The 24583-nt window shown below is 37.9% G+C and carries 18 protein-coding genes and 1 tRNA gene; 13 read left to right on the top strand and 6 right to left on the bottom strand.

Features of this window, described 5'->3' with window-relative positions:
• Genes EZJ28_RS14960 through EZJ28_RS14950 form a run of 3 tightly spaced genes read right to left on the bottom strand, consistent with a single transcriptional unit; the run spans nt 1 to nt 4144 of the window.
• Nucleotides 1-927: an N-acetylmuramoyl-L-alanine amidase gene (locus tag EZJ28_RS14960; protein ID WP_131399340.1), complete on the bottom strand. Its 927-nt coding sequence runs from the start codon at nt 925-927 to the stop codon at nt 1-3.
• A 4-nt stretch (nt 928-931) separates the two neighbouring features.
• Complete coding sequence (gene nagB, locus EZJ28_RS14955) at nt 932-2851, bottom strand: glucosamine-6-phosphate deaminase (protein ID WP_131399338.1); 1920 nt, start codon at nt 2849-2851, stop codon at nt 932-934.
• Between the two features lie 21 nt (nt 2852-2872).
• On the bottom strand, nt 2873-4144 hold the full coding sequence (locus EZJ28_RS14950) for an ROK family transcriptional regulator (protein ID WP_131399336.1): 1272 nt from the start codon (nt 4142-4144) through the stop codon (nt 2873-2875).
• A 227-nt stretch (nt 4145-4371) separates the two neighbouring features.
• Between EZJ28_RS14950 and EZJ28_RS14945 the strand changes: the two genes are divergently transcribed.
• From EZJ28_RS14945 to dusB, 4 genes are all read left to right on the top strand, one after another.
• Nucleotides 4372-5517, top strand: coding sequence for an acyltransferase family protein (locus EZJ28_RS14945; protein ID WP_131399334.1), 1146 nt, complete (start codon nt 4372-4374; stop codon nt 5515-5517).
• Between the two features lie 29 nt (nt 5518-5546).
• The gene (locus EZJ28_RS14940) at nt 5547-8498 is read left to right on the top strand and encodes a glycoside hydrolase family 3 N-terminal domain-containing protein (protein WP_131399332.1); all 2952 of its coding nucleotides are present in this window, start codon (nt 5547-5549) and stop codon (nt 8496-8498) included.
• 145 nt (nt 8499-8643) lie between these two features.
• Nucleotides 8644-11079: an outer membrane beta-barrel family protein gene (locus tag EZJ28_RS14935; protein ID WP_131399330.1), complete on the top strand. Its 2436-nt coding sequence runs from the start codon at nt 8644-8646 to the stop codon at nt 11077-11079.
• Nucleotides 11080-11147: 68 nt separating this feature from the next.
• The gene (gene dusB / locus EZJ28_RS14930; protein WP_131399327.1) at nt 11148-12140 is read left to right on the top strand and encodes a tRNA dihydrouridine synthase DusB; all 993 of its coding nucleotides are present in this window, start codon (nt 11148-11150) and stop codon (nt 12138-12140) included.
• Here the strand turns inward: dusB and EZJ28_RS14925 are convergent.
• The gene (locus EZJ28_RS14925) at nt 12137-13339 is read right to left on the bottom strand and encodes an ABC transporter permease (protein ID WP_131399325.1); all 1203 of its coding nucleotides are present in this window, start codon (nt 13337-13339) and stop codon (nt 12137-12139) included. The genes dusB and EZJ28_RS14925 overlap by 4 nt on opposite strands.
• Before the next feature lies 1 nt (nt 13340).
• Nucleotides 13341-13736 carry a 30S ribosome-binding factor RbfA gene (gene rbfA / locus EZJ28_RS14920; protein WP_131399323.1) on the bottom strand — a complete coding sequence of 132 codons (396 nt, stop codon included), beginning with the start codon at nt 13734-13736 and terminating at the stop codon, nt 13341-13343.
• Nucleotides 13737-13836: 100 nt separating this feature from the next.
• Between rbfA and mce the strand changes: the two genes are divergently transcribed.
• From mce to EZJ28_RS14875, 9 genes are all read left to right on the top strand, one after another.
• On the top strand, nt 13837-14235 hold the full coding sequence (gene mce, locus EZJ28_RS14915; RefSeq protein WP_131399321.1) for a methylmalonyl-CoA epimerase: 399 nt from the start codon (nt 13837-13839) through the stop codon (nt 14233-14235).
• Between the two features lie 66 nt (nt 14236-14301).
• Nucleotides 14302-14375 (top strand) — tRNA-Ile (locus EZJ28_RS14910).
• Between the two features lie 120 nt (nt 14376-14495).
• A complete protein-coding gene (locus EZJ28_RS14905) occupies nt 14496-15335 on the top strand; it encodes a hypothetical protein (protein WP_131399319.1) in 840 nt (279 codons plus the stop codon).
• Nucleotides 15336-15451: 116 nt separating this feature from the next.
• Nucleotides 15452-15712 (top strand): helix-turn-helix domain-containing protein, encoded by a 261-nt coding sequence (locus tag EZJ28_RS14900; protein WP_131399317.1) that lies wholly within the window; start codon nt 15452-15454, stop codon nt 15710-15712.
• 5 nt (nt 15713-15717) lie between these two features.
• The gene (locus EZJ28_RS14895; RefSeq protein ID WP_131399316.1) at nt 15718-17010 is read left to right on the top strand and encodes a DUF3987 domain-containing protein; all 1293 of its coding nucleotides are present in this window, start codon (nt 15718-15720) and stop codon (nt 17008-17010) included.
• A 105-nt stretch (nt 17011-17115) separates the two neighbouring features.
• Nucleotides 17116-18318 (top strand): site-specific integrase, encoded by a 1203-nt coding sequence (locus EZJ28_RS14890; RefSeq protein WP_165499098.1) that lies wholly within the window; start codon nt 17116-17118, stop codon nt 18316-18318.
• A gap of 33 nt (nt 18319-18351) precedes the next feature.
• A complete protein-coding gene (locus tag EZJ28_RS14885; protein ID WP_131399312.1) occupies nt 18352-18789 on the top strand; it encodes a hypothetical protein in 438 nt (145 codons plus the stop codon).
• Between the two features lie 81 nt (nt 18790-18870).
• A complete protein-coding gene (locus EZJ28_RS14880; RefSeq protein WP_131399310.1) occupies nt 18871-19731 on the top strand; it encodes an AAA family ATPase in 861 nt (286 codons plus the stop codon).
• On the top strand, nt 19712-20722 hold the full coding sequence (locus tag EZJ28_RS14875) for a DUF3871 family protein (RefSeq protein ID WP_131399308.1): 1011 nt from the start codon (nt 19712-19714) through the stop codon (nt 20720-20722). The genes EZJ28_RS14880 and EZJ28_RS14875 overlap by 20 nt, the downstream gene beginning before the upstream one ends.
• A gap of 68 nt (nt 20723-20790) precedes the next feature.
• Here EZJ28_RS14875 and EZJ28_RS16080 read toward each other — a convergent pair.
• A partial coding sequence (locus EZJ28_RS16080) for a hypothetical protein (RefSeq protein ID WP_165499097.1) occupies nt 20791-24583 on the bottom strand: 3793 nt, incomplete at its 5' end.

Genomic DNA, 24583 nt, shown 5'->3' with positions numbered 1-24583 from the left:
CTACAGGTATTTTTGATAGAGATTGTACAGAACTTTTAGCTCATTATCTGTCAGTTGAGCATCTATGTTCTCCTGTATAAAATGCAGTTTAAAAGCCTTGATAGCAGCTTCTGGATCTGAAATATCATAACCTATGATCCTTAGCGCAAGCAGGGGATCGAAGTTTTGAGGAACAAATTTAGAACTGTCATTCGCTGTTTTGGATACGTGTGACCGCACTATGTTCAGGGAATCTCTGATGTTTGAATTTTGTGTATTGATCGTATCCTTTGCTAATTGAAGCTTATTAACTTCTTCGGCATCATACCAAAGTCCGAATCCTTCTTCGGCAAGTCTTTCCCATGGAAAATTAGGATTCGGGTCTACCTTCCTTGAAGGGGCAATATCAGAATGTCCTATGAAATTCTCGGTAGGAATATTATACTTTTCTTTAAGTTCTTTCAGTAAGTCAAGAAGGCTTTTGATTTGCGCGAACGAGAATTCTTCATATCCATCATTATCCAGCTCTATGCCGATGGAAGTTGAATTGAGATCGGTAGTATTCCCCCATTTTCCAACTCCGCCATGCCATGCCCTGAAATAATCGTTCAGCATATGAAAAACCTCCCCATCGTCACTGATAACATAATGTGAGCTCACCTGGGTTCTGGGAATGGTGAAGGTGTTCAGGGTTTGACGAACTGAATCCTGAGCCGTATGGTGTATCACCACATAATTGGGCTTCCTGAGATTGAAATTAGTGGTCCCAACAGCATAGGGGCCGTAATTGATCTGTAAATTCTCTTGCTCAACAGGAAAATCACGCAATTCTTTCGCATAGTTTTTCAGTTGTTTTTTATGAAGCCTGTTGGTTTTTCTGTAGGGATTGGGGCTACAGGCAACCAACAGGATAGCAGTGATCGCTATAAGAGAAAACACTTTTTTCATTGTGCTAGAACTTCCATCTTACAAATGCCTCCATGGCTTCGTAGTTGGCCAGTCCTAATTCATGGTATTGAACGGCCGTTTCCTTGTTTCGTTCTTCTGCCCGTACCCAGAACTCTCTTTCATCATCTCCCGGGAACACGGGTCTGTCTTTCTGTGATTGATGCTGGAAGATAGCATGTCTTTTTCTCTGAACTTCCTGAGGCGATAATGGAACTGCCATTTCAATTTCATGAACTTCAAATTCCTGCCATGCGCCGCGGTACATCCATAACCAGCAGTCCTTGGTCCAGTCTTCGGTTTTCCGCAGCCTTTTCAGAGCTTCAAGTATAATTCTGAAACATACGATATGGGTTCCATGAGGATCGGCAAAATCCCCAGCGGCAAAGACCTGATGAGGTTTGATCTCCTGTAGTAGCTTCATGGTAAGCTCCACATCTTTTTCGGTAACCGGATTTTTTACTTTTTTCCCCGTCTCGTAGAACGGCAGCGCCATAAAGTGAATATTCTTATCTTCGAGTCCGGCGTACCGGGCTCCTGCAATGGCTTCACTTTTTCTAATAAAAGCCTTTACATCCCTTACCTCTTTAATGTCCAGATCGTTAGGTTGCTTTTTATCAATGAATTTGCGCATTTTTTCATATGTTTTTTCTAAATGCGCGGTGTCTTCTCCAATACTTTGTTTGAAATCTATTGCAAATTCAACATACCTTAATACATCGGTGTCCCACACTGCTGTATTTCCAGATGTCTGATATGCTACATGGACATCATGCCCCTGATCTACCAGCCTTATAAAGGTTCCTCCCATCGAGATCACATCATCGTCCGGATGCGGACTGAAAATAAGGGAGCGCTTCCTTGCAGGTTTTGCCCTTTCAGGACGCTGGGAATCATCAGCCTTTGGTTTACCTCCCGGCCATCCGGTGATGCTATGCTGAAGCTGGTTGAAAACGTGGATATTAATGTCATATGCCGGTCCCTGTTCAGTAGCCAGTTGCGCCATACCATTGGCATTATAATCTTCCTCCGTAAGTTTAAGAATAGGTTTATTTACCTCACGTGATAACCAGATCACAGCTTTTTTGATAAGCTGGGCATCCCAGGTGCAGTCTTTTACCAGCCACGGCGTATTGAATCTTGTAAGTTCAGAAGCGGCATCCTTATCAAGTATGAACTCAACATTATCTGAGAGTTGCAAATAAGTGGCAGGTACATTGCTCGAAATTTCACCCTCTACAGCTTTACGAATTATTGGCGCTTTTTTCTTGCTCCAGGCCATAAGGATTATCTCACGGGCCTTAAAGATGGTTCCGATTCCCATGGTTATGGCCTTGGTAGGAACATTTTCTTTTCCTCCAAAGTCCCTAGAAGCATCTCTACGGGTAAGATCGTCCAATGTCACCAGGCGGGTTCCGGAATTGGGTGCGGACCCAGGTTCATTAAAACCTATGTGACCTGTTCTACCTATACCCAGAATCTGAAGATCAAGGCCTCCTACTGCCGAGATCTTTTGCTCATACGCGAGGCAATATTCGGCAATGTCTTCCTTTTCAAGGGTTCCATCGGGAATATGAATATTGTCCCTCCTTATATCGATATGATTGAAGAGGTTCTCGTCCATGAACTTCACATAGCTTTGTTTGGCCTCAGGTTGCATGGGATAATATTCATCCAGGTTAAAGGTGATCACATTTTTAAAACTAAGACCTTCTTCCTTATGTAAACGCACCAATTCTTCATACACCTCCACGGGAGTTGCCCCGGTGGCAAGGCCCAGGACGGCATTTTCGCCACGGCGTTGTTTGCTTTTTATTATATCTGAAATGCGGTGAGCTACTTTTTTAGAAGCAATATGTTCATCTTCATATACACTTACCGGCAATTTCTCGAACCTGGTTTCTTCTAAAAGATTAAGTCTGGCCATAGTTTTACTGAATTCTGTTTATTAATTTATCTGAGATTTAACAAGATTTACCTGGTCTTTAAAAATATCCTCCATAACCGCTATTATCCCTCCGTATAAACTGGAATTATGACCCAGCGTGGAAAGTTCGATCTTTGTTCGTTCTTTCAGCTGCATCATACAATAGGTGTTCATCGCCTGCTGGATAGGGGTAGTAATGAATTGTTTGGCTTCGGAGATTTTCCCTTCCAGAATAATAAGTTCCGGGTTGAATATCTGGATAAGAATGGCGATACCTTTCCCCAGTTTCATTCCAATTTCTGAAAGCATATTTATCGCGAACTGGTCTCCTTTGTTGGCGGCATCTATAATAACCCCGGGTTCCAGTTTTTCATATTCGTCTTTCATTAGCTGGTTAAGGGTGGAAGTTTCTCCGGCTTCCAGGCCTTCTTTAACTTTTCTTACCAGAGCAAGCCCTGACGCTTCCATTTCCAGGCAGCCTCTTTTTCCGCAGTGACAAAGCATACCGTCTTCCACCATTGGTATATGCCCAAATTCACCGGCAAAACCAGAAGCCCCGGAATGCATTTTACCGCCCATTATTATTCCCAGACCTACACCCCAGTCCATGGAAATTACCAGGACATCTTTTTTGTGTTGAGCCAGTCCGTACCTGAATTCTGCGAGGCAGGCGCTTTTAGCATCGTTCTGGATCACCACAGGTTTCTTAAAGGTCTGTTCAAATTTATCTCTCAGGGAATCAGGCTCCTGTTCTGTGAGATAGTAAGTAAAGTTTTTCCCTTCTTCTGTAGAGACCAGTCCGGGCATGCTAATACCCACTCCCATGATCTGGTCATTTTTAATTTTTGCGTTTTTCAGCAGTTCCTGTGACCAGGTATACAGAGAATCAACGATGTTGGAATTTGGTGAAATTTCACTTTCTATGGTATTCTCTGCAAGAATAGTGTGATTGTTATCAATTACCGCCAGCTTTATGCTGAAGCGTTCAATGTGAATGCTGAGCACAAAAAATAAATGCTCCTTAAGCCCGAAGAGATCAGGTTTTCGGCCTCCTTCAGACTTTCCCCGTCCTTTCTTAACTACTATCCCGGCCTCTTTAAGCTGGTTAATGAGAGCCATTGAGGTTGGGAGACTTACATTGAATCGATTACATATGTCGGCATTGGAAGTCTCACCAGTTAAGAAAAGATGCTTAATGATCTTTATTTTCTGAAGAAATTTCTTTCTTTCTACATTATTAAGTTTTGAAATTTCATCTTCAGAAATAAGAAAATCCTGTAAATTTTTAGTCATAATTTATCAACTAATTAAATAATTCGCTTTTTGCATTCAAAATAATGCTTTTTTAAATAAAGCGATTTATTTGAAATTAAAATTAGACAAAAAAATCGTTTTCAAAAAGACTTTTTATAAAATTTTATAAAAGATAATTTATTTAGATAAAATTTATATTTTTATATACCTTAAGTAAAGTTTAAGTTTATGAAGATGAATGTCTAAAACGCTCTAATATTATCCTTATGCAAAATTCAAATACTGTTAAAATCCAGGGATCCCAGCGCTACTTTTCACTAGATGTGCTGCGTGGAATGACAATCGCTTTAATGGTGCTTGTGAACACCCCGGGAAGTTGGTCCACAATATACGCCCCTTTTAAACATGCTGCCTGGCACGGATTCACTCCTACAGATCTTGTATTTCCTACCTTTCTTTTCGTGATTGGTAACGCAATGAGCTTTAGTCTTAAAAAATATGAACTGAAAGGTGAAAAGGCCTTTTGGCAGAAAGTGATTAAAAGAACAGTGCTGATCTTTATCATTGGTTTATTCCTTAATGCTTTCCCTTTTGTGTACCGGGGGGAAGGTGAACTTCTTTTCAAGGATCTTACCAACCTTCGTGTGATGGGAGTGCTGCAGAGAATTGCTCTGTGCTACTTTTTCGCTTCGGTTATTCTGCATTATTTAAATCTTAAAAAAGCGATTTGGCTTAGTGTACTTATTCTGTTTTCATACTGGGGTATCATGTGGTATTTTGGTAGTCATTCCGATCCTTTTAGTCTTGAAAACAATGCAGCCCTGAAATTTGACCTTTTAATTTTTCCGAAAGAAAACCTGTATAGCGGTTTTGGAATACCATTTGATCCTGAAGGACTGTTAAGTACGTTTCCGGCTATAGTGAACATAATTGCCGGCTACGCGTGTGGGTGGTTTATTCAGAAAAATAATAACCAAATGAAGAAAGTGCTTTATCTTGCCGGTTTTGGAGGTTTATTTCTTGTATTGGGCCTTATTTGGGATATGTATTTCCCAATTAATAAACCAATCTGGACCAGTAGCTTCGTGATTTATACAATAGGTTGGGATCTCTTAGTTATAGGTCTACTTATTTTAATTATCGAAATTGCAGGTATTAAAAGCTGGACCTATTTTTTCGAAGCTTTTGGAAAGAACCCCCTGTTCATTTATATAATGTCCGGAATCGTAGTTATGCTAATGAACGTTATCTGGATCCAGGGAATGGCTCTGAAAGCCTGGATATATGAGAATGCTTATTTAAGCTGGTTAACCCCTTATAATGCTTCACTTGCCTTTGCAATAAGCTATGTGTTGCTTATGTGGCTTCTGGGTTACTGGCTCGACAAGAAAAAAATATATATAAAAGTCTGAATTAATACCTTTATCAAACGAAGAATACAATGAGAACGAAGACGCCGATCTTACTAATGCTTACCGGACTTTTTTTAGGTCTGCAGCTTAATGCCCAGAATTCTAAAAAATCGGAACCGGAATTTCTGAAATATCAGAATAGCAAATGGGTTGATTCCATTATGAATACCTTAAGTCCCGATGAAAGGATTGCCCAGCTTATCCTGGTTGCCGCATATTCCAACAGAGGGGGAGAACATAAAAACGAAATTCTGGAACATGTTAAGAAAAATAAGGTAGGCGGAGTCATTTTCTTTCAGGGGGATCCGGAAAGCCAGGCTGAGCTTATGAACGATTATCAGCTGGCAGCCGATGTACCGCTTCTTGGGGCAATTGATGCCGAATGGGGACTTGGGATGCGACTTGACAATACAATAAGTTACCCTTTCCAGATGGCCCTGGGTGCAGTGCAGAATGACAGTCTTATTTATCAGATGGGTGAAGAAGTAGCCCGGCAGGTAAAAAGATCTGGTTTGCATATTAACCTCGCACCGGTGGTTGACGTTAATAACAATCCTAACAATCCGGTAATAAATTACCGCTCTTTCGGGGAAGATAAAAAGAATGTGACCTCAAAGGGGATTGCATACATGAAGGGAATGCAGGATCATAATATACTAACTACGGCCAAGCATTTTCCTGGCCATGGAGATACCGATACCGATTCACATTATGCGTTGCCGCAGATAAATCATCCCCTTCAACGACTCGACTCTCTGGAAATGTATCCTTTTAAGGAATTGATAGATGCAGGGATAGGAGGGGTAATGGTTGCTCATTTGGATATTCCCGCCCTGGATTCTACCGGCGTCCCTTCCACATTATCCAAACCTATTATTACGGGCATTCTTAAGGAAAGATTGGGTTTCAATGGTCTTATTGTTACCGATGCGATGAATATGAAAGGAGTTACCACCGGTAACGAACCTGGAGTGGTTGATAAAAAAGCCATCGTGGCGGGGAATGATCTTCTTGAATTTACTGAAGATGTACCCAGAGCAATTTCTGAAATAAGAAAGGCTATTGAGGATGGTGTCATTACTCAGAAAGAGATCGATGCCCGAACAAGAAAAGTACTGGCTGTAAAGCAATGGGTGGGACTCCACAATTATAGCCCTACCATAACTGAAAATATTGAAAAGGAGCTGAATACTCCCGAAGCGAAACTTTTAAACCGTAAACTTGTAGAAGCATCACTTACCGTATTAAATAACAGAAATGACCTGATACCCTTAAAACGTCTGGATACCCTAAAAGTCGCATCCATCTCTATGGGTGTTGATGAAGTATCTGTTTTTCAGGAAAGTCTTAGTCTTTATACCGAGGTTGAACATTTCCAATTACCGGTGGATGCTGGCGAATCTCAGATAGATGAGCTAAAGGAAGAGCTAAAGGATTATAATCTTGTAATTGTGGGAATCCATGACCAGAGTAAGTTTCCAAGAAATTCGGTAAATCTCTCTGAGGAGCTTCAGGAATTTGTTGGAGAAATATCAAATGCAGAGAATAGTATTGTTAGCCTTTTTAAAAATCCTTATGTGATCAACAAACTGGAAGATATTGAAAAGGCTCCGGTGCTTATTGAAGCCTATCAGGATTCTGAGATAACCCAGGAAATGACGGCCCAGCTTATTTTAGGCGGGATTGGCGCCAGCGGAAAATTACCTGTTAGTCTGGGCGAAAAGTTCAGAACGGGAGACGGTATTGAAACTGGTGCTTATTACAGATTTAAATACACTACCCCTGAAGATGCCGGCATGGATTCTATGATCTTATTTCCCAGAGTAGATTCGCTAATGCATGAAGCTATTAATGCAAAAGCGATTCCGGGAGGTCAGATTCTTGTGGCCAGAGACGGAAAGGTGGTAATGTATAAAGCATACGGGCTCCATAAATACAGCGATACGATAAAGGTTAAAAAAGATGATCTTTATGATCTGGCGTCGGTTACAAAAATTTCTTCTGCCTTACCAGCTTTAATGATGCTCTATGACGAAGGTAAATTTGATCTGGAAGCCGGGATAGATGATTATCTTCCCTATTTTAAGAATTCGAACAAGGCAGATGTTCCTTTTCGCCAGATCCTTGCTCACCAGGCAAGGTTCAAGCCGTGGATCCCTTACTGGAAAAATACCTTGAGGCGAAACGGAAGCTATAGATGGAATACTTTCAAAAAGGATTCATCAGCAAGATTTCCCGTAAAGATCAGCGACGAACTATGGCTACACCGAAATTATCAGGATAAGATATTTAGAGCTATTAAAAAGTCACCCCTTGAAGATGAAGCGAAATATAAATATTCGGGACTGGTATTCTATCTTTTGCCATCGATAGTTGAAGAGATTACAGGTGAGGATTTCAGAACCTATATTAACAGGAGTTTTTACGATAAACTGGGTGCTACTACCTTAACTTATAATCCATCGGACGAATTTTCATTAAACAGAATAGTTCCCACAGAAAGCGATTTTTTTTTCAGACATAAGCCTATTCACGGAAGAGTCCATGATGAGGGAGCTATTATGATGGGGGGAGTATCTGCTAACGCCGGACTATTTGCCAATGCCAATGATCTGGCAAAACTAATGCAGATGTATCTTAACTATGGCGAATATGGCAGTGAGAGATTTATCTCTGAAGAAACCTTGAAAGAATTTTCAAAAACTCAGTTCCCGGAGAATGATAACCGTCGGGGGTTGGGTTTTGATAAGCCAAATCTTGAATATCAGGGAGAAGATAATAATACGGCAAAAGATGCAAGTAGCAACAGTTTTGGCCACACGGGATTTACGGGAACCATGGTTTGGGTAGACCCGCAAGTAGACCTCTTATATGTATTTCTTTCCAACAGGGTGCTTCCTACCAGGGATAATACGCGCCTCTATCAACTAAATACCAGGACAAAAATTCAGCAGGTACTTTATGACGCGATAAAGAAATAATCGTTATTCGTGAATGGGTTGAGCAAGATCCATGTTTTTTAACATTTTTATTCTCAGAATGATAAGCAATAAAAAATATTGCTTAAAAATTCAGAAACTATATCTTTGTTTAGCTTTTGCTCAAAAAAACCAGACTTAACCATTCATGAAAATATTGAAGTTCGCCCCCCTCTTATGTCTTCTCATGCCGTATTTTGTCTCCGGGCAAAGCTATGTACAGGGTAGAGTGGTTAATGAGGATAATGAAGGTGTAGCCTTTGCAAATGTCATCCTTTTAAGTGCCCAGGATTCCACCACCGTATATAAAGGAACAATTTCTGAAGAAAACGGATCTTTTAATATGGAAAATGTTGAGGATTCTGTTTATCTGTTGAAAATTAGTTTTGTGGGCTATAAGGATGAACTAAGAAAAATCAGGGTAGAGAATAATACAGATCTGGAACCTATTGTACTGGAAGTCTCAAATGACGCATTGGACGAGGTGACGGTAAACGCCCGAAGACCAAAGGTTAGCAGGCAGGTAGATCGTATCGTTTTTGATGTTGAAAACACTACTCTTTCTACAGGAAGTTCTTTTGAGATCCTGAAACGAACACCCGGGGTTATTGTTAGCCAGGATCAGCTATTGGTTAGAAACCGGCCGGCAACCGTTTATATCAATGACAGGAAAGTTTATCTTACCAGCAGGGAGCTGCAGCAGTTACTGGAAGGCTTTTCAGCAGGGAACGTGAAATCTGTTGAAGTGATCACCAATCCGCCAGCAAAATATGACGCTGAAGGTGGTGCTATCCTGAACATTAAGACTTCAAAAAACATTTCAATTGGTTATAAGGGGAGTCTCAATGCCTCCAATACCATTGCGATTGTTCCGAAATACAACGTAGGTACCAGTCAGTATTATAAGACCGATTGGCTTAATTTCTTTGCGAGTTATAATTTTAATTACCGCAACATCTATAAGGAAGAAGAGACATTCGTTGAATTTTTCAGTCCTAACGGTGAGACCGATTCATATTGGTTCACAGATTTTGAGCGTGATACCAGGGATCTTTCTCATAATTTGAATACTATTCTGGACTTTAATTTGAGTGAGACAAGTACATTGAGTTTTAGTGCTAATATTCAGTTATCACCTAAGAATGATTCTGATATAGGGGGACTAACTGAGATCTATGATCCACAGAATTCTCTTGATTCACTTTTTACCACAGACAGCCAATTAAAGAGCGAGACCGATAATATTCTTCTTAGCGCTTCTTATAATACCAGTTTGGGATCGAAAGGAGGAAGTTTTTCTGCCGTTGCGAACTTTATAGATTTCCAGAATGATGGCTCGCAGGACCTGATGACCCGGTATTTTTCGTCGGATGATAATTTACTAAATGAGAACTCTTTCATAACAGTCTCTAATCAAACCAGTAGAATATATACTGGCCAGATGGATATTCAGGCTCCACTGGGAAGTATCAATTTTGAAACCGGTTTAAAATATTCCGGTCTGAAAACAGATAGCGGACAGGAATTCTTTGATACCAACGGAGGCACGATGGATTTCTCCGGAAATCTTTCAGACGCGTTAGATTATGATGAAAACATTTATGCCGCCTATGCCGGTTTATCAAGAGACTGGGAGAAAGTAAGTATGAAAATTGGTTTAAGGGGAGAATTCACTGATGTGGAAGGGACATCTGAAAACCTGGGAGTCGTTAATTCACAGGAATATTTTGAACTTTTTCCAACTTTTTATCTAATGTATTCGTCTGGCGAAAATCATTCCTTAGGTATCGATTACAGCAGAAGGATAACCAGGCCAAGGTTTCAGAGTCTTAATACCTACAGGTATTTTATTAACGAGAAGAATTTTCAGGAGGGAAACCCCGATCTAAGACCCTCTATTAATAATAAGATCAATTTTAATTATACCTACAAGAATAAACTATCCTTTGACCTTTACTGGGAAAGAGCTAATAATGCCATTGCGCTTCTTCCTTTTCAGGATAATGAAGCCAAAACCCTGCGATATCTCAATACCAATATGGCTTATGACCAGCAGTTTAGTCTGGATGTGATGTATTACAGTTACCTCACCGATTGGTGGTATCTTTATACCTATGGTTCTGTGTATACCCTTCAGTATAGGTTCACTGCTTTAGAAAGTAACGCTCAGAAGCTTACTAATGAGGTGACCAGCACGTATCTGCAGGCGTATAACCAGTTCACTCTTTCTAAGGACGGAACCTTTATAGGTGAGCTCACCGGCTCTTATATGCCGGGTTTCATCGTGGGTTCATATGATTATGAAGAAGCCCAGTATGGTTTAAGTATAGGGCTTAGAAAAAGCTTTTTTGACTCCCGTTTAATAACTACGGTGAATGTGGAGGATATTTTTAATTCGATGAATATTCCGTTACGTTCTCAATATTTAAATCAGAACAACGCATTTTTTGCCAAACCTGAATCCCGCATGATCCGTTTTGGACTTACCTATAAGTTCGGAAACTTTAAACTCAATGATAATAAGCGGGCAATTGATGCTGAAGAAAGTGAGCGTTTAAAGGAAATTGAGACCCTGCAGGAATAAGTCTTTTAGGACCTGTTTTTAATCAATACATTTTATTTAGTAATTTTGCCACCTGAAAAACAGAGGATTTGGCAAAAATTGGAAATATAGATGTAGGAGACTTCCCGTTGCTTTTGGCACCGATGGAAGATGTGAGTGATCCGCCATTCCGTGCATTATGCAAGGAACAGGGCGCAGATGTGGTATTTACCGAATTCATCTCTTCGGAAGGGCTTATTCGCGATGCGGCAAAAAGCACCATGAAACTTGATATTTACGAAAAGGAGCGTCCTGTTGGTATCCAGATCTTTGGAGCCAACCTGGAATCCATGCTTCAATCTGTAGAGATCGTGGAAAAATCTGGTCCGGATATTATTGATATTAACTTTGGTTGCCCGGTGAAAAAAGTGGTTTCCAAGGGAGCCGGAGCCGGTATTCTAAAAGATATAGACCTGATGGTTTCTCTTACTGAAGCCATGGTGAAGCACACCAAATTACCTGTGACTGTAAAAACCAGATTAGGCTGGGATCACGATTCCATTAAAATCGTTGAGGTTGCTGAAAGGCTGCAGGATGTAGGCTGTCAGGCCATTTCGATACACGGTAGAACCAGAGCTCAAATGTATAAAGGTGAAGCAGACTGGGCGCCAATTGCTGAAGTAAAGAACAATCCGCGTATGCATATTCCGGTATTTGGAAACGGAGATGTGGATTCCCCGGAAAGGGCAGTGGAAATGCGGGATAAATATGGTCTTGATGGCGCTATGATAGGGCGTGCAAGCATTGGTTATCCGTGGTTCTTCCGTGAAGTTAAACATTATTTTGAAACAGGTGAACATCTTCCTCCTCCAACAATGAAAGAAAGACTGGATGCCGCCCGCCGTCATCTTGAAATGGCGATCGACTGGAAAGGTGAAAAATTAGGGGTTTTTGAGACCAGGAGGCATTATACTAATTATTTCAAGGGAATTCCACATTTCAAGGAGTACAGGATGAAAATGGTTACCAGCGATGATGCTAAAGATGTATTTGAAGCCTTTAATGAGGTAGAGAGAGACTTCGCCGATTTTCAGTTCGCTTAATTCAGTGCTTTCTTACTTCTTCCCGCCGCAATATATGAGGCAATAAGACCTAAGGTGAAGATGGTTGCTATCACTATGAGTATGTTCTGCAGTTTCATCTGTACCGGGTATGGAAGGTTAGGAGTGATCATTACCAGGTCAAAATTCATCTGAAGATAGATAAGGATAATCGCGAAAATAAGTCCGATGATTCCTCCAAGACTGGTCATAAGCATGCCCTGCATAAAAAAGATGTTCTTTATCTGGTTAGGCGTGGCTCCCAGGCTGTAGAGAGTTTTGATATTTTCACGTTTGTCCAGGATCATTACGATTATAGAGCCAACCACGTTAAAAAGTGCGATGGTAAGAACCAGAGTAAAGATGAGGTAAACGAACAGGTTTTCAGAATTCAGCATCTTATTAAGAGCATCGTTCAGTTCTGCTCTCGTTTTTATAAGAGCCTGTCCTTCGAAAATTTCATTTATTTCTTCTGAAACGTCCGCGATCGAGGCTTCAGGCTTTAATTTGAATTCGACCGCCGAAAACTCATCCTCTTCCATGCTCAGAAGATCCCTGGCCAAACCAATGTGACTAAAGAGATACTTATCGTCCAGTTCTTCATTTACACTATAAATACCGCTTACGATCACCTGTCTTGTGTTGAAGGCTTCATTAAGATTAGTGATGCTGATCTGTCCTTTTCCCGGAATGGGAACCATGATCTTTAAAAGATTCTGATAATTAAATGTGCCAACATCCAACAATCTGGAGAGACCATTGCCGATAACCACCTGGGGCTCACTGTTGGTAAGCCAGGTGCCAAAAACTATTGAACTGTCAATTTTATTTACTCTTCGATAATTTTCATCAACCCCTTTTATATAAGCCGGATTTGTCTTTGATCTATAGCTTAGTATGACCCGCTCCTCAATGACCTTGCTGAAGCGTTCAACTCCTTCTATTTCCTGCAGTCTTGCAACCTGTTCTTCTGAAATTTTAAGGATCTTGCCCTGCTTGGGAAGTGCCTTCAGGTCTGGATCAAATTCATTTGAAAATGAAAGGCTGAAATCCCTTAGCCCGGAAAAACCGCTAAGCACAATAAATAATGAGAAAGCCCCCGCAAACACTCCTATAGCAGCGATAATGGTAATGATATTGATCGCATTGCTTTTGCTTCTGGTGAACAAATATCTTTTGGCGATGTAGAGGGGGAACTTCAAATTAAGATTTTTTCCGCTTGTCTAAAAGATCGGGATCGGTGATAGGATTTTCCTTGCCCTTAATAGATTTTTCGATGCCTTCTATATATTCCAGCGAGTCATCTATATAAAAGTTAAGATCGGGCATCTTTCTTAGCTGATGCTTGGTTCGCTGGGCTACTTCATGCTTGATTTTCGATTTATTTTCATTGATCTCATTGATCACTTCTTCCTGATGCTTGGCTGGAAAAATACTTACGTAAGCCTTCGCAATGGAAAGATCTGTCGTTACCCTGACTTTGGAAACAGAGATCAAAATTCCCGTCCTTCCGCTATCCCTAAGTGAGCTTTGTAGGATATCTGCCAGGTCCTTCTGCAATAATCCTCCTATCTTTTTTTGTCTGTTTGTTTCTTCCATGTTACAAAAGTAAAATTTTTAAATGTGATTTATCTTCATCTCAATGAATTTGAATCATATAACATTAATTATAGATATTTGTTTTAATAAACCGAAGTAAATGAAGAGAATTGAACATATTGGAATCGCGGTAAAGGACCTAGAGGCGGCTAACAGAACCTATGAGGCTGTTCTTGGTGCAGGACATTACAAAACTGAAACTGTAGATAGTGAAGGGGTCTCTACATCATTTTTTAAGATAGGTGAAAGTAAGATAGAATTACTCGCAGCTACTAATCCTGAAAGTCCCATTGCAAAATTTATAGAAAAGCGCGGGGAAGGCATTCACCATATGGCCTTTTATGTAGATGATATCCAGGCTGAAATTGAACGACTTAAGGGAGAGGGTTTCAGGTTGTTGAATGATCAGCCCAAAAAAGGAGCCGATAATAAGATCGTTGCATTCATGCATCCAAAGGACGCCAACGGTGTGCTGGTTGAGCTCTGTCAGGAAAAATAGAAATATTTTGTTTGGTGTATAAGCCGCAATTATCTAAATTTGCGCTCGCGATACGAATAAGTATCAGGTCCCATAGCTCAGTTGGTTAGAGCACCTGACTCATAATCAGGTGGTCCTTGGTTCGAGCCCAAGTGGGACCACAAGTAAAATCAAGCCTTTCACGAAGTGAGAGGCTTTTTTTATTCCTTGGGACTAACATAGGACCAACAACCATTTCTTACTTATCTTTTCTTATTGTTTCATTTTCCTATTTTTGAAACATGGAAAGCACTCCAGAACACCCTTTTGGTTTTTTTGACTACTACCTTTCACGAGGTATCTATAAAAGTTTAGATTCTTTTTATGAAGAAGGTGTCCACAACTTTGGAGAGATTAATAAAGTCGATAAGAACAACCATCTGATTGGGGTGAGGGAAGGAGAAGGGATTACCACATACAGATTTGAGGATAAAGTAAGAAGAGATATTAATCCAGAAGTACAAAAAACAATAAGACTTCTTGAACAAGAATTTCAAAAAAGCTTTTTAGAAGGTAATGAAAAAAAATATGGAGAATTTCTTCGGTTAAAATATAAAGAATTGGTCCAGCTTCAATCTGTGACGGAATTTCCTGTTCTCATAACCTTTCTTGAAAAAGTGTTGAATACCATTAACCACTACAGCAGTAATTCCGTTCCAACATTTCCGGACAGTGTATTATCATTTAATATTTTGGCGACAACAGATTCAGAACGTGACCTAAAAGTTAATAAACTTTATGACCTGCTGTCAGAGCCTTCAGCTTTTATTCAATCAGACAGATCTGAATTCCAAAAAGCTTTTACAGGAAGACCAATAGAAGAAAAGGTGAAGTGGCAAGTCCGAACAAGGCATGGTCATACTAACAAAGCTACTTTATTCTACCTGATAGAATCATTGGCTGAAATAGGTCTTTTGCAAAGAAGGCCGAACAAGGAACTCTTTTCTCAGATAAAATATGTTTTTGTTAGCATCCATAATAAGGAGCTAAAAAATCTGAACATTTCACATAATCAGATGTCATCCAGTCCTGATAGGAAAGAAGATATCGACTCCATTATAGAAGAACTTCGTAGCCTTTAGTCTTAATTAAAGATTAAGTAAAGATTGCAAAGATACCCCTGATCTACTTTCGCATTGTATTAATCCGAAACCCTTCCGCGGATAAAGAATATTCAGGGTTTCTTAAACTATTTACAATGCAAAAAGAAATAAAAGAATTAAAGGAACTCATTAGAGATCTTATAGCCGCTGAAGAAAGATGTGGCAAAAAGATGCTCAGCTTTAATGAAGCAGTCGATTATCTGGATGTGAGCAAGAGCTTTTTATACAAGCTTACTTCCCAAGGTAAAATCACCCACTACAAACCTAATAACAAACTCATCTACTTCAAAAAAAGAGATTTGGATGATTTCTTACGAAGAAATAGGTTCGAGGGTCACACTACTGATAAAAGCTAAGCTAAATGGATAGTAAATTATTAGGAGAGGAAGTGTATATAAATCTACCACCTTTAATTAAAGGTTTGACGAGTAAGTTCTCCGGAAGAGAAAAAGACATTGTGCTACTTTCCACTATAGGGGCGTTGAGCAGCTGTCTGCCGCAGATGTATGGGATTTATGACGGTAAAAAAGTTTTTACAAACCTATATGTGATGATTATTGCCCCACCTGCTTCAGGAAAAGGTGTGATGAACTTTGCCAGAGAATTGGTTGACCCGATTCACAAAAGAATATTCCATAATAGTCTAAATGAATTACAAGATTGTAATGATGCGAAAAAAGATAAAAAGAAGAACAAAAAAGAAGCGATGGAAGGTCCTTGTCCTCCAATTGAAACCAAAATAATACCCGGAAACATAAGTGCGGCTGAGATGTATCCAACAATACAGAATGCTCATTTTGGTGGAATAATAATAGAATCTGAAGCGGATACTCTCTCTGTAATGCTTAATCAAGATTGGGGCAATTTCTCAGACGTGCTTCGCAAAGCTTTTCACCATGAGCCAATTTCGATTAGCAGAAAAATGGACAACCTATACATGGAGATTGACCAGCCACAATTGTCCTTGGTTTTATCAGGAACACCAGATCAACTCCAGCCATTGGTTAAATCAAAAGACAATGGTCTTTTTAGCAGGATGTTGTTCTATTACTTTGATGAGGTTAGTGAATGGAAAGATGTATTTAAAGCTGAAAGTAGAAATTTAAAAGATGCCTTTGTAGAGGTGGGTAAAGAGGTCTATAACCTTTACGAATTATTGGTCAAGGCACAATCACCCATTGAATTTAAACTCACGAAGGAACAACAGAAACTTTTCAACCAAGAGATGTCCAGGATATATTCAATAGTGGTAGAGGGACACCCACAGGGATTTACATCTATTGTCAAAAGACATGGTCTTATTCTTTACAGGATTTGCATGATCCTTTCTGCTTTTAGAAAAGGAAAAGAAATTGAGCATCAACGTGAATTGGAATGTACAGATGTGGACTTTCAGACAGCTCTGGTTCTAACCAAAAAGTTGCTTCATCATGCTGATTCTGTATCCCAAAATGTCAGTCTCGGTTATCTTTCAGAAAATGATGACAACTTCCTGTTTAGCTTAAAGGAAATATTCACGAGGAAGGAAGCTATTGAAAAAGCTAAAGCCTATGATATTCCTGAAAGATCTGTAGATGAGAAGCTACAAAAATGGCGAGAATTCAAGATTCTGCGCAAAATTTCCCACGGAAAATACAGACGAATTTTAGGATAGTGTAAACTCTGCTGAAGCTGCAAAGTCTGCAGTTTCTGCAGTTTCCACTGATTGTTTAATAGATGGATTTCCTTCTACGGGAATCCTATGTTTAAAAATAAAATAATGATAACAACGAAGATCGTAATTAGGAAGAAGAAATTACAAGATGGTACATATCCGGTAATGCTAAGAGTAACAAAGAACCGGAAGAGCAAACTTCTCCCTTTAGGTTTGAGAGCAAGAAAGGAAGATTTTGATGGACAGGAATTTAAAAAATCTTATCCTGGATTTCGTAAAAGAAACAGTTACCTCGCTCAAGTTAAACTACAGGCGAATAAAATTATTGATGAATTCATGGAATCAGAAAAGGATTATTCACTGACTGATTTTGCTGACAAATTTTTAGGAAAAGATCATACGAATATAATTGTGTGGAATTTCTTTGAACAGAAGATTGATATTCTTGATCGATCAGAAAGATTAGGTAGCGCAAGAGCCTACGAGGAAACAATGTTAGCCTTGAAAAAGTTTTATCCGAAGGAGTTAAAATTTAAAGAAATAACTGTTGATTTTCTGGAGAAATTTGAATTATCTATGAGAGAAAGAGGAAACCAAGATGGAGGTATAGCCTTCAAGATGCGCCAGTTAAGAGCCTTATTTAATGATGCTGTTAGAAAGGAAGTGGTTTCACTGGACCACTACCCATTTAAACACTACAAGATTTCAAGATTAAAAGGGAGGTCTCACAAAAGGGCTCTTACGGTTGAAGAGCTAAAAGCATTTTCAAAAGTTGACCTTTCTGAACATCCTCATCTCGTGGATGCTCATCATTTTTTCATGTTTTCCTTCTACTGCCGTGGGATGAATCTGGCAGACATGACTTTTTTACGGTGGTCTGATATTCATAACAAGAAAATTCACTACTCGAGAAGAAAGACCAAAAAGCATTTTACATTGGAAATTTTACCCCCAGTAGAGAAAATCCTCAAGTTCTATAGAGAACAAAAAAGCACATCTCCTTATGTGTTTCCTATTCTTTTAAAAGAAAAAATGACAGCAAAACAAATTGCTAATAGAAAGCATAAAGTGTTAAGCAGATATAATAGTAGGCTTAATGAAATTGCTGAACTGGCTGGTATAAATAAGAGGATTACCTCATATGTGGCCAGACATTCTTATGCCACTATTATGAAGTATAAAGGAGTTTCCACCGACATAATTTCTGAATCCTTGGGACACTCCAATCTTGGTATAACGATGACGTATTTAAAAGAATTTGATAATACAATAATAGATAAGGAACATAAAAAGCTTCTTGAACTATAGTCAATAAAATAATTAAACATAAAAATTTTTAAAATGGACATTTTTTATCCAGATGAATACAGACTCGACCGATATTACGAATTAGAAAAAGGAATAGAAACTTTTTATGGTCTGAAGAAGGGCCAATGGTATTCGATTAAGGAAGTCGCCCTCCACTTGGGCATTAACAAAAAAGAGCGAAATCATTTTTTTCAGTGTCTTCGCGGATGGGGCTTTATTTATAGCAATAACCGCTGTACTCCACTGGCGGAACAATGTGGTATTTTTCGAGATGTGACAACGGCAGAATTTATAACAACTAGTCGTGGGAGGTCCTATGTGACCTTTTTGGGTGCGATTGTAATTAAGTCATTTTACCATGGATTAGGATATTCCGGTGAAGCATCTATAAAGTTGCTATACCAGCCTTATCACAGTCAAAAGACAACTGAGCATTTGAGAAAAATCAGAAATACATTAGGATTTCTGTAAATAATGGAAAAGGAGGCAATTTAGCCTCCTTTTCACTTTGGGCTGTACAAATTTTAAACAAAATATTAAATAAACACCATTATGGAATTAAGAAAATCACACCGTCAAAAAGCCAAAATTAAAATGGCAATTCAGGCACCAAGTGGAGCTGGAAAAACTTACAGTTCTTTGTTAATAGCAAAAGGACTTACAGACAATGACCTTTCGAAGGTTGCTATCATTGATACGGAAAACGGAAGTGCAGATTTATATGCTCACTTTGGAGATTACAACGTGCTCACTCTGAAACCTCCATATACTCCAGAATCTTATATCGAAGCTATAGACGTTTGCCTTCAGGCCAGGATGGAAGTAATTATTTTGGATAGCATCTCGCATTGCTGGGATTATTTATTGGAATATCACTCTTCTCTACCAGGGAACAGTTTTGCCAACTGGGGCAAGATCACTCCACGTCAAAAGAAGTTTCTTGACAAGATTCTTCAAAGTGATACACATTTTATTGCTACAATGAGAGTGAAGCAAGATTATGTCATCAATAACAAGAATGGTAAGATGGTTCCCGAAAAGGTGGGGCTGAAGGCTGTTCAAAGAGATTCAGTAGATTACGAATTTACCATAGTGTTTGATCTTGACATTAAACATTATGCTAAGGCATCAAAAGATAGAACGGGGTTATTCTCAGATAAACCGGAATTCATTATTACTCCCGGGGTAGGAAAACAGATAAGAGATTGGTGTAATTCCGGAGCTGATTTGAATGAGGTGAAGAGGAAAATTAAATCCTGCACTACTAATTCACAGTTGAATGCTCTTTATAAGGAATTTGCATCCTACAAAGATGTACTCACAAAAGACTTTGTTCAACAGCAAGATGTGATCAGAAATAACAATATACATAACCAACATACATTTAAACAAAATGGAACTACAAGTAGTTAATAGAAACCAAAATGAGGAGAGAGAAATGATAAGTAATCCTTCTCCTATAGGTACGCGAGAAACAAAAGAGGAAAACAGATCACCTTTTATAGAGGCTAACACTACAGATGTTAGCCTCTCTCATTTAAAGGAGGACTGCATAATTCCTGTGTTTGCCAAAGACAATGAACAGACGATAGCTCACCAGGAATTTATTGATGTTGCTTTAGAATGCGCATCAAGTATATTTCTCAATGAAGATATTAACAATCCTGAGGTGCGAGTAAGTCATCAAATTAAAGGTAGAACTCCGGATGCTATTCATATACCCGCAAAGGAGCTGAAAAATCATCAGAAAACCATCTACTATGAGCGGATGGCTTTCCTTGTGCGGATTCCGAGTATCACAGATACCATCAATGGGAATGAATTGTCGCTCTCTATAGGTGGCGTGAGAGCATATAATAAAGAAAACTTGTTCAGTAAAAAGAAGATGGAGAGCTTCAAGTTCTTCATTGGTTTTCAGAACATGGTTTGCTGTAACATGTGCATTTCAACAGATGGATATAAGGGAGAGGTGAAAGCTTCTTCTCACCAGGAATTGAAAAGAAGTATGCTACAAGCTATCCAGACCTATAGGATGGAGGAGCATATACAGGGGATGGCAAGGTTACAGGAAGAAAGCTTGAGTGAAAAGCAATTTGCGCAACTTTTAGGGAAAGCAAAGCTTTATAATTACCTGCCTAAAGCAGAAAAGTCTCAGATTCCGCAGTTGTTGCTTAATGACAACCATTTTACAACAGTCGCTAAAGATTATTACCAGGATAAAAGTTTCTGTAAAGACACTTCCGGTAAAATCAGTTTGTGGAATGCTTATAATCTGCTCACAGGAGCTAATAAGAGCAGCTATATTGATACTTTCCTTGACAGGGGAGAAAATGCCTATGCTTTTGCACAAGGCATCTCAAAAGCAATCAATGGTGATTCTCAATACCGTTGGTTTTTGAGTTGAAAGAGGCACTCATCATTTTTCATGATGAGTGCTGTTTTATCCATTTCCATAGTTGTAGATTCAGAAAATTAGAAGAGGTGATTTAAAAATTGATTTTCAGCTACTTTAAATGTTACGTTGAACTCATCAAAGATGTGACCGGTAAGTTTAAGTAAGTTTTTAGTCTCATCGAGAAGTTGACTTCTAAAAACTTGAGTGCAACCAGGAAATACAGCCAATAAAAGATTGTGTACATGAGAATTTTTTGTCTCTAATGTCAAGCCATTTATTAAGTACATATCTTTGATTAAATTAGAAACAACGGAAATTTTGTTAGGATGTGGATTCAAATCCTGAGATAGACTTTTAAGAGCAGTAAGATAATGGCTGTCCTTACCAGCAATGTAATTTCTAAATTTTTCTAACAGCAGGTCTTTTTCAACGGTAATTCCGACAAAGTGATTTTCTAAAAAATAAGAATAGAGCTTTGGGTACATGCTTTTATTGACTAATGATAATAATAAGATTTCACTCGAGATCATATTTAGTTTTCCAAAATTGAGAGCATAAAAAACATCATCTGTTACTAATAAATGATTTTCACGATTGGACAGGAAGATATTGTCAATTAAAGATTTTGTAAGTGGGTTTGTTTTATTGTTTTCTAACTTAAAAACAACATCGATTTTTTCCCTTACAATCGTTGTTTTACAGTGTTTATCGATCCATTCTAATAATCCTTTAAGATCTTCAATTTTACTTTTTGAGAAATTTTCAGGTTTGAAATTAGGTATTACATTTTTAGTAGTAATTTTTAGGTTAAAGCTTTCTGTTGAAGATTTTTTTTCTTCTTCCTCAATTAGCCGTTCAATAATCGTAGGAATTAAATTAGAAATTAAAAACTTCTTCTCTGAGGGCGGTAGTCCGAATTTTTTTTGAAAGTCATATAATGTACATACAGAGGTATAGTCTAAGATGAACAAGGTCTCCTTATTTATTGGAGGATCTCCGAAAAAGACTTTAGGTAGAACTTGATAAGTGTGGTGTGTTTTTAAAAACTTATCAGTCGACCAAAAATCTTGTTTAAAAAGAGAATTTGCAATTGTGATAAAACCTGTTTTATAGGTAGAATATTCCTCCAGTAATTTCTTTTGAAATCTTTCATCTTCTTCACCTTGAAAGCCAAACAAGTTTTTTAACTGTTCTTCAAAACCTTCTTTTGAAGAAGAATCAATGTTGAATTGTTTGATACCCAGTTTGTTTATAGGATTATTGGATTCTTTTAAAATCTCTTTATATAATTTCACATACTGATTAAAGCAGTGCAGGATAGTAATATTAGTAAAGGTGTTTGAGAGGTTCTCTTTCTCAGTAATATTTGAACCAATCTCTTTTCCAATCCACTCATGATCTTGATCTATATATTCTATAAAAATCTCTTTATTTGTGGAGAATTCAACATAGGCATCTGCCTTCACTATCTTATAATCTTCAAATTTCTCACGATTTGTTAATGATGTTCCGAAGTAGAATAGACGGGACTGAGTATTTTTGGTATCTAGTGCTAACCTATAGGCTATTTCAAAGCCTTTGTTTACATTAACATTAGAATTAATTAAGACTTGAGCTACATTAATTCCGTAAGCTTCAACTTTAAACTGGTCCGGGATCTTTTGAGATACCTCTTTTAGTTTTATATAGTCCTTGTTTTCTTTGAGGGAGAATAAATAATTGGCAATATTGTACTCATCAGAAGGATCCATTTTGTAGAGCAAGGAGGAAATTTCCAGTATTGTTGACCAATCTTCCACGGCTCTGTATAGCTCCAATTCTTGCTTAAGAAAATTAATGTCGATGGGTTTGATTTTTTTTCTGAAATGTTCTAACAGTTCAAGAAGAACTGAATGGTAATCGCACTCTACTTTCTCATGTTCGATTCTTATACTAACCATCTCTAGCAGAGCAAGTACATATAATTTTAAAGACTCTATAGTCGCCTTTTCAAAATCAGTTATGTAATTTGTACATAATTTTATTGCTTCTTTCACCTTATTTAGAAGCATATAGGAGTGGAGAAAAAGGTGCAAATTTTCGGTATTAGCTTTATCTTCTATCTGATATAATTCCTCATAAAAAGATTGCTTTTCCAATTCACTGGGTTCGCCTAAAACTAACTTCAATTCAATTTTAACCAAGATTTTTAAAGTATCCTCAGAATATTCCTTCTTCGAAATCAGCTCTACAATATCTTTTATCTCAAGGTCTTTTAATTCATTCAAGGAACTAAAAAGTATACCTTTCAAATTATGGATCCTAGAATAATCTATAACGGGGATAGAATTGATATAGAATCTGATTTCCTTAATAGCCTTTTCTTTATTTCCAGATATTAATAATGTGTGTATTTGAAACACCAGAATGTCTAGAGGAAAATCACTGTTTTTCTCCTTAAAATCTTCAAAAGCTTCTAAGGACTTAGAATATTCCTTTTGGTGATTTTGAATTTGACAATACTGTGTTAATTTCAATGGATCCTTTTTTATTAAAGAGAAAACTTTATCTAGTTCTCGACTATAGCTGTGATCATTTGTAATGGCATATAAATAAAAATTTAAAATGAACTTATACTCCAAAATTCGGCTATGAACTTCTGTATTATCTAATTTTGCAACATAGTTTTTCAAAATTTTGACCAACAAATCGGAATATTGATTTGTTTCATATAAAAAGTCGTGACCGGCGACATATCTCCTTAATCGGTTTCCGGATTCCAAATTATAGAGAAGGTCAATATTTATATTCCAAATGTCTTTTGTAAAAAGAGTTAGTTCTGGAAGGAGTTTTTCATCTATAATAAGATTAACGCCTAAATCTTCCAAGTATCCTACATTAAGCTCTTTATTCTTAAGCATTAAATAGTATGCAATGGAAATTTGAAAACCCTTAGATTTTTTAACAACCTCAGGAACTTTAATTAAATATTCTTTTAGGTCCTTACTAGTAATAGATTTTACAATCCAAGCTGTAAGATCAAATGGCTCCTGTTGTAAAATTTTATTGGCTACTTTAACTGCGTCTTTTTGTTCTTTTAAATTCAGGTATGCCACTGCAGCTTGTTGCATAATCGCTAAATCTTTAGAATCCTTTAAATAGGCTTGAACAAAAAGTTTAGCAAATTCTAGGTTACTGCCCTTATTAATCTCTTTTAGGCAATAAGCTTTTAAAAAAAGAAGCTTACTCCTAATGCCTTCGTCATTAAAGTTCTGCTGGTCCAGTTCTTTTTCTAATCCTTCAATTAAATGAAGTGCAGTTTCCACCTGGAAGCGTTCAGCACATTTTTTAATTTCTTCAACCTGATTATGAAAAGTCCGATTCAACCCAGTTAGTAAAGAACTAAATACGTGGATATTCTCTTTTATTTCTTGTGTGTCTTCTTTTATGCCATAAGTTAAGCCTAAGAGGGTACTTAATTTTTCACCCAGTAGAAAGATCTCCTCATGAAAGTTATCCTTTACATGGAAATCTTGTAATTTTTCAGACTTACTTATCTCATTTTCGAAGGTTTCAACAAAAAATGTTAACTCATCAATTGTTGGAGCATAAACATTTCTCTCCTGCTTAATTATAGCAAATAAATTCTCCCTGTCGAATTCTTTACTAAGACTGAATTTTAATAAACTTTCTATAACAGCTCTAGACTTTATAAAAGAATACTTCCCCTCACTATCTCGCGTATCGAAATTTTCTGAAAATTTTGAGGTGGTTCTGTCAATTATTGCTGTTAACTCCTTCTCATATGCAGTTCTGTCATCAGTATAAAAATCTTTGATTTTTTCCTGTCCATATTTTGCTAGTATGTTTATAGCAATTTTACCTAACATT

The sequence above is a fragment of the Gramella sp. KN1008 genome (assembly GCF_004332155.1).
In the GTDB taxonomy this organism is placed as follows: domain Bacteria; phylum Bacteroidota; class Bacteroidia; order Flavobacteriales; family Flavobacteriaceae; genus Christiangramia.
This window is presented reverse-complemented; position numbering and strand designations above follow the sequence as displayed.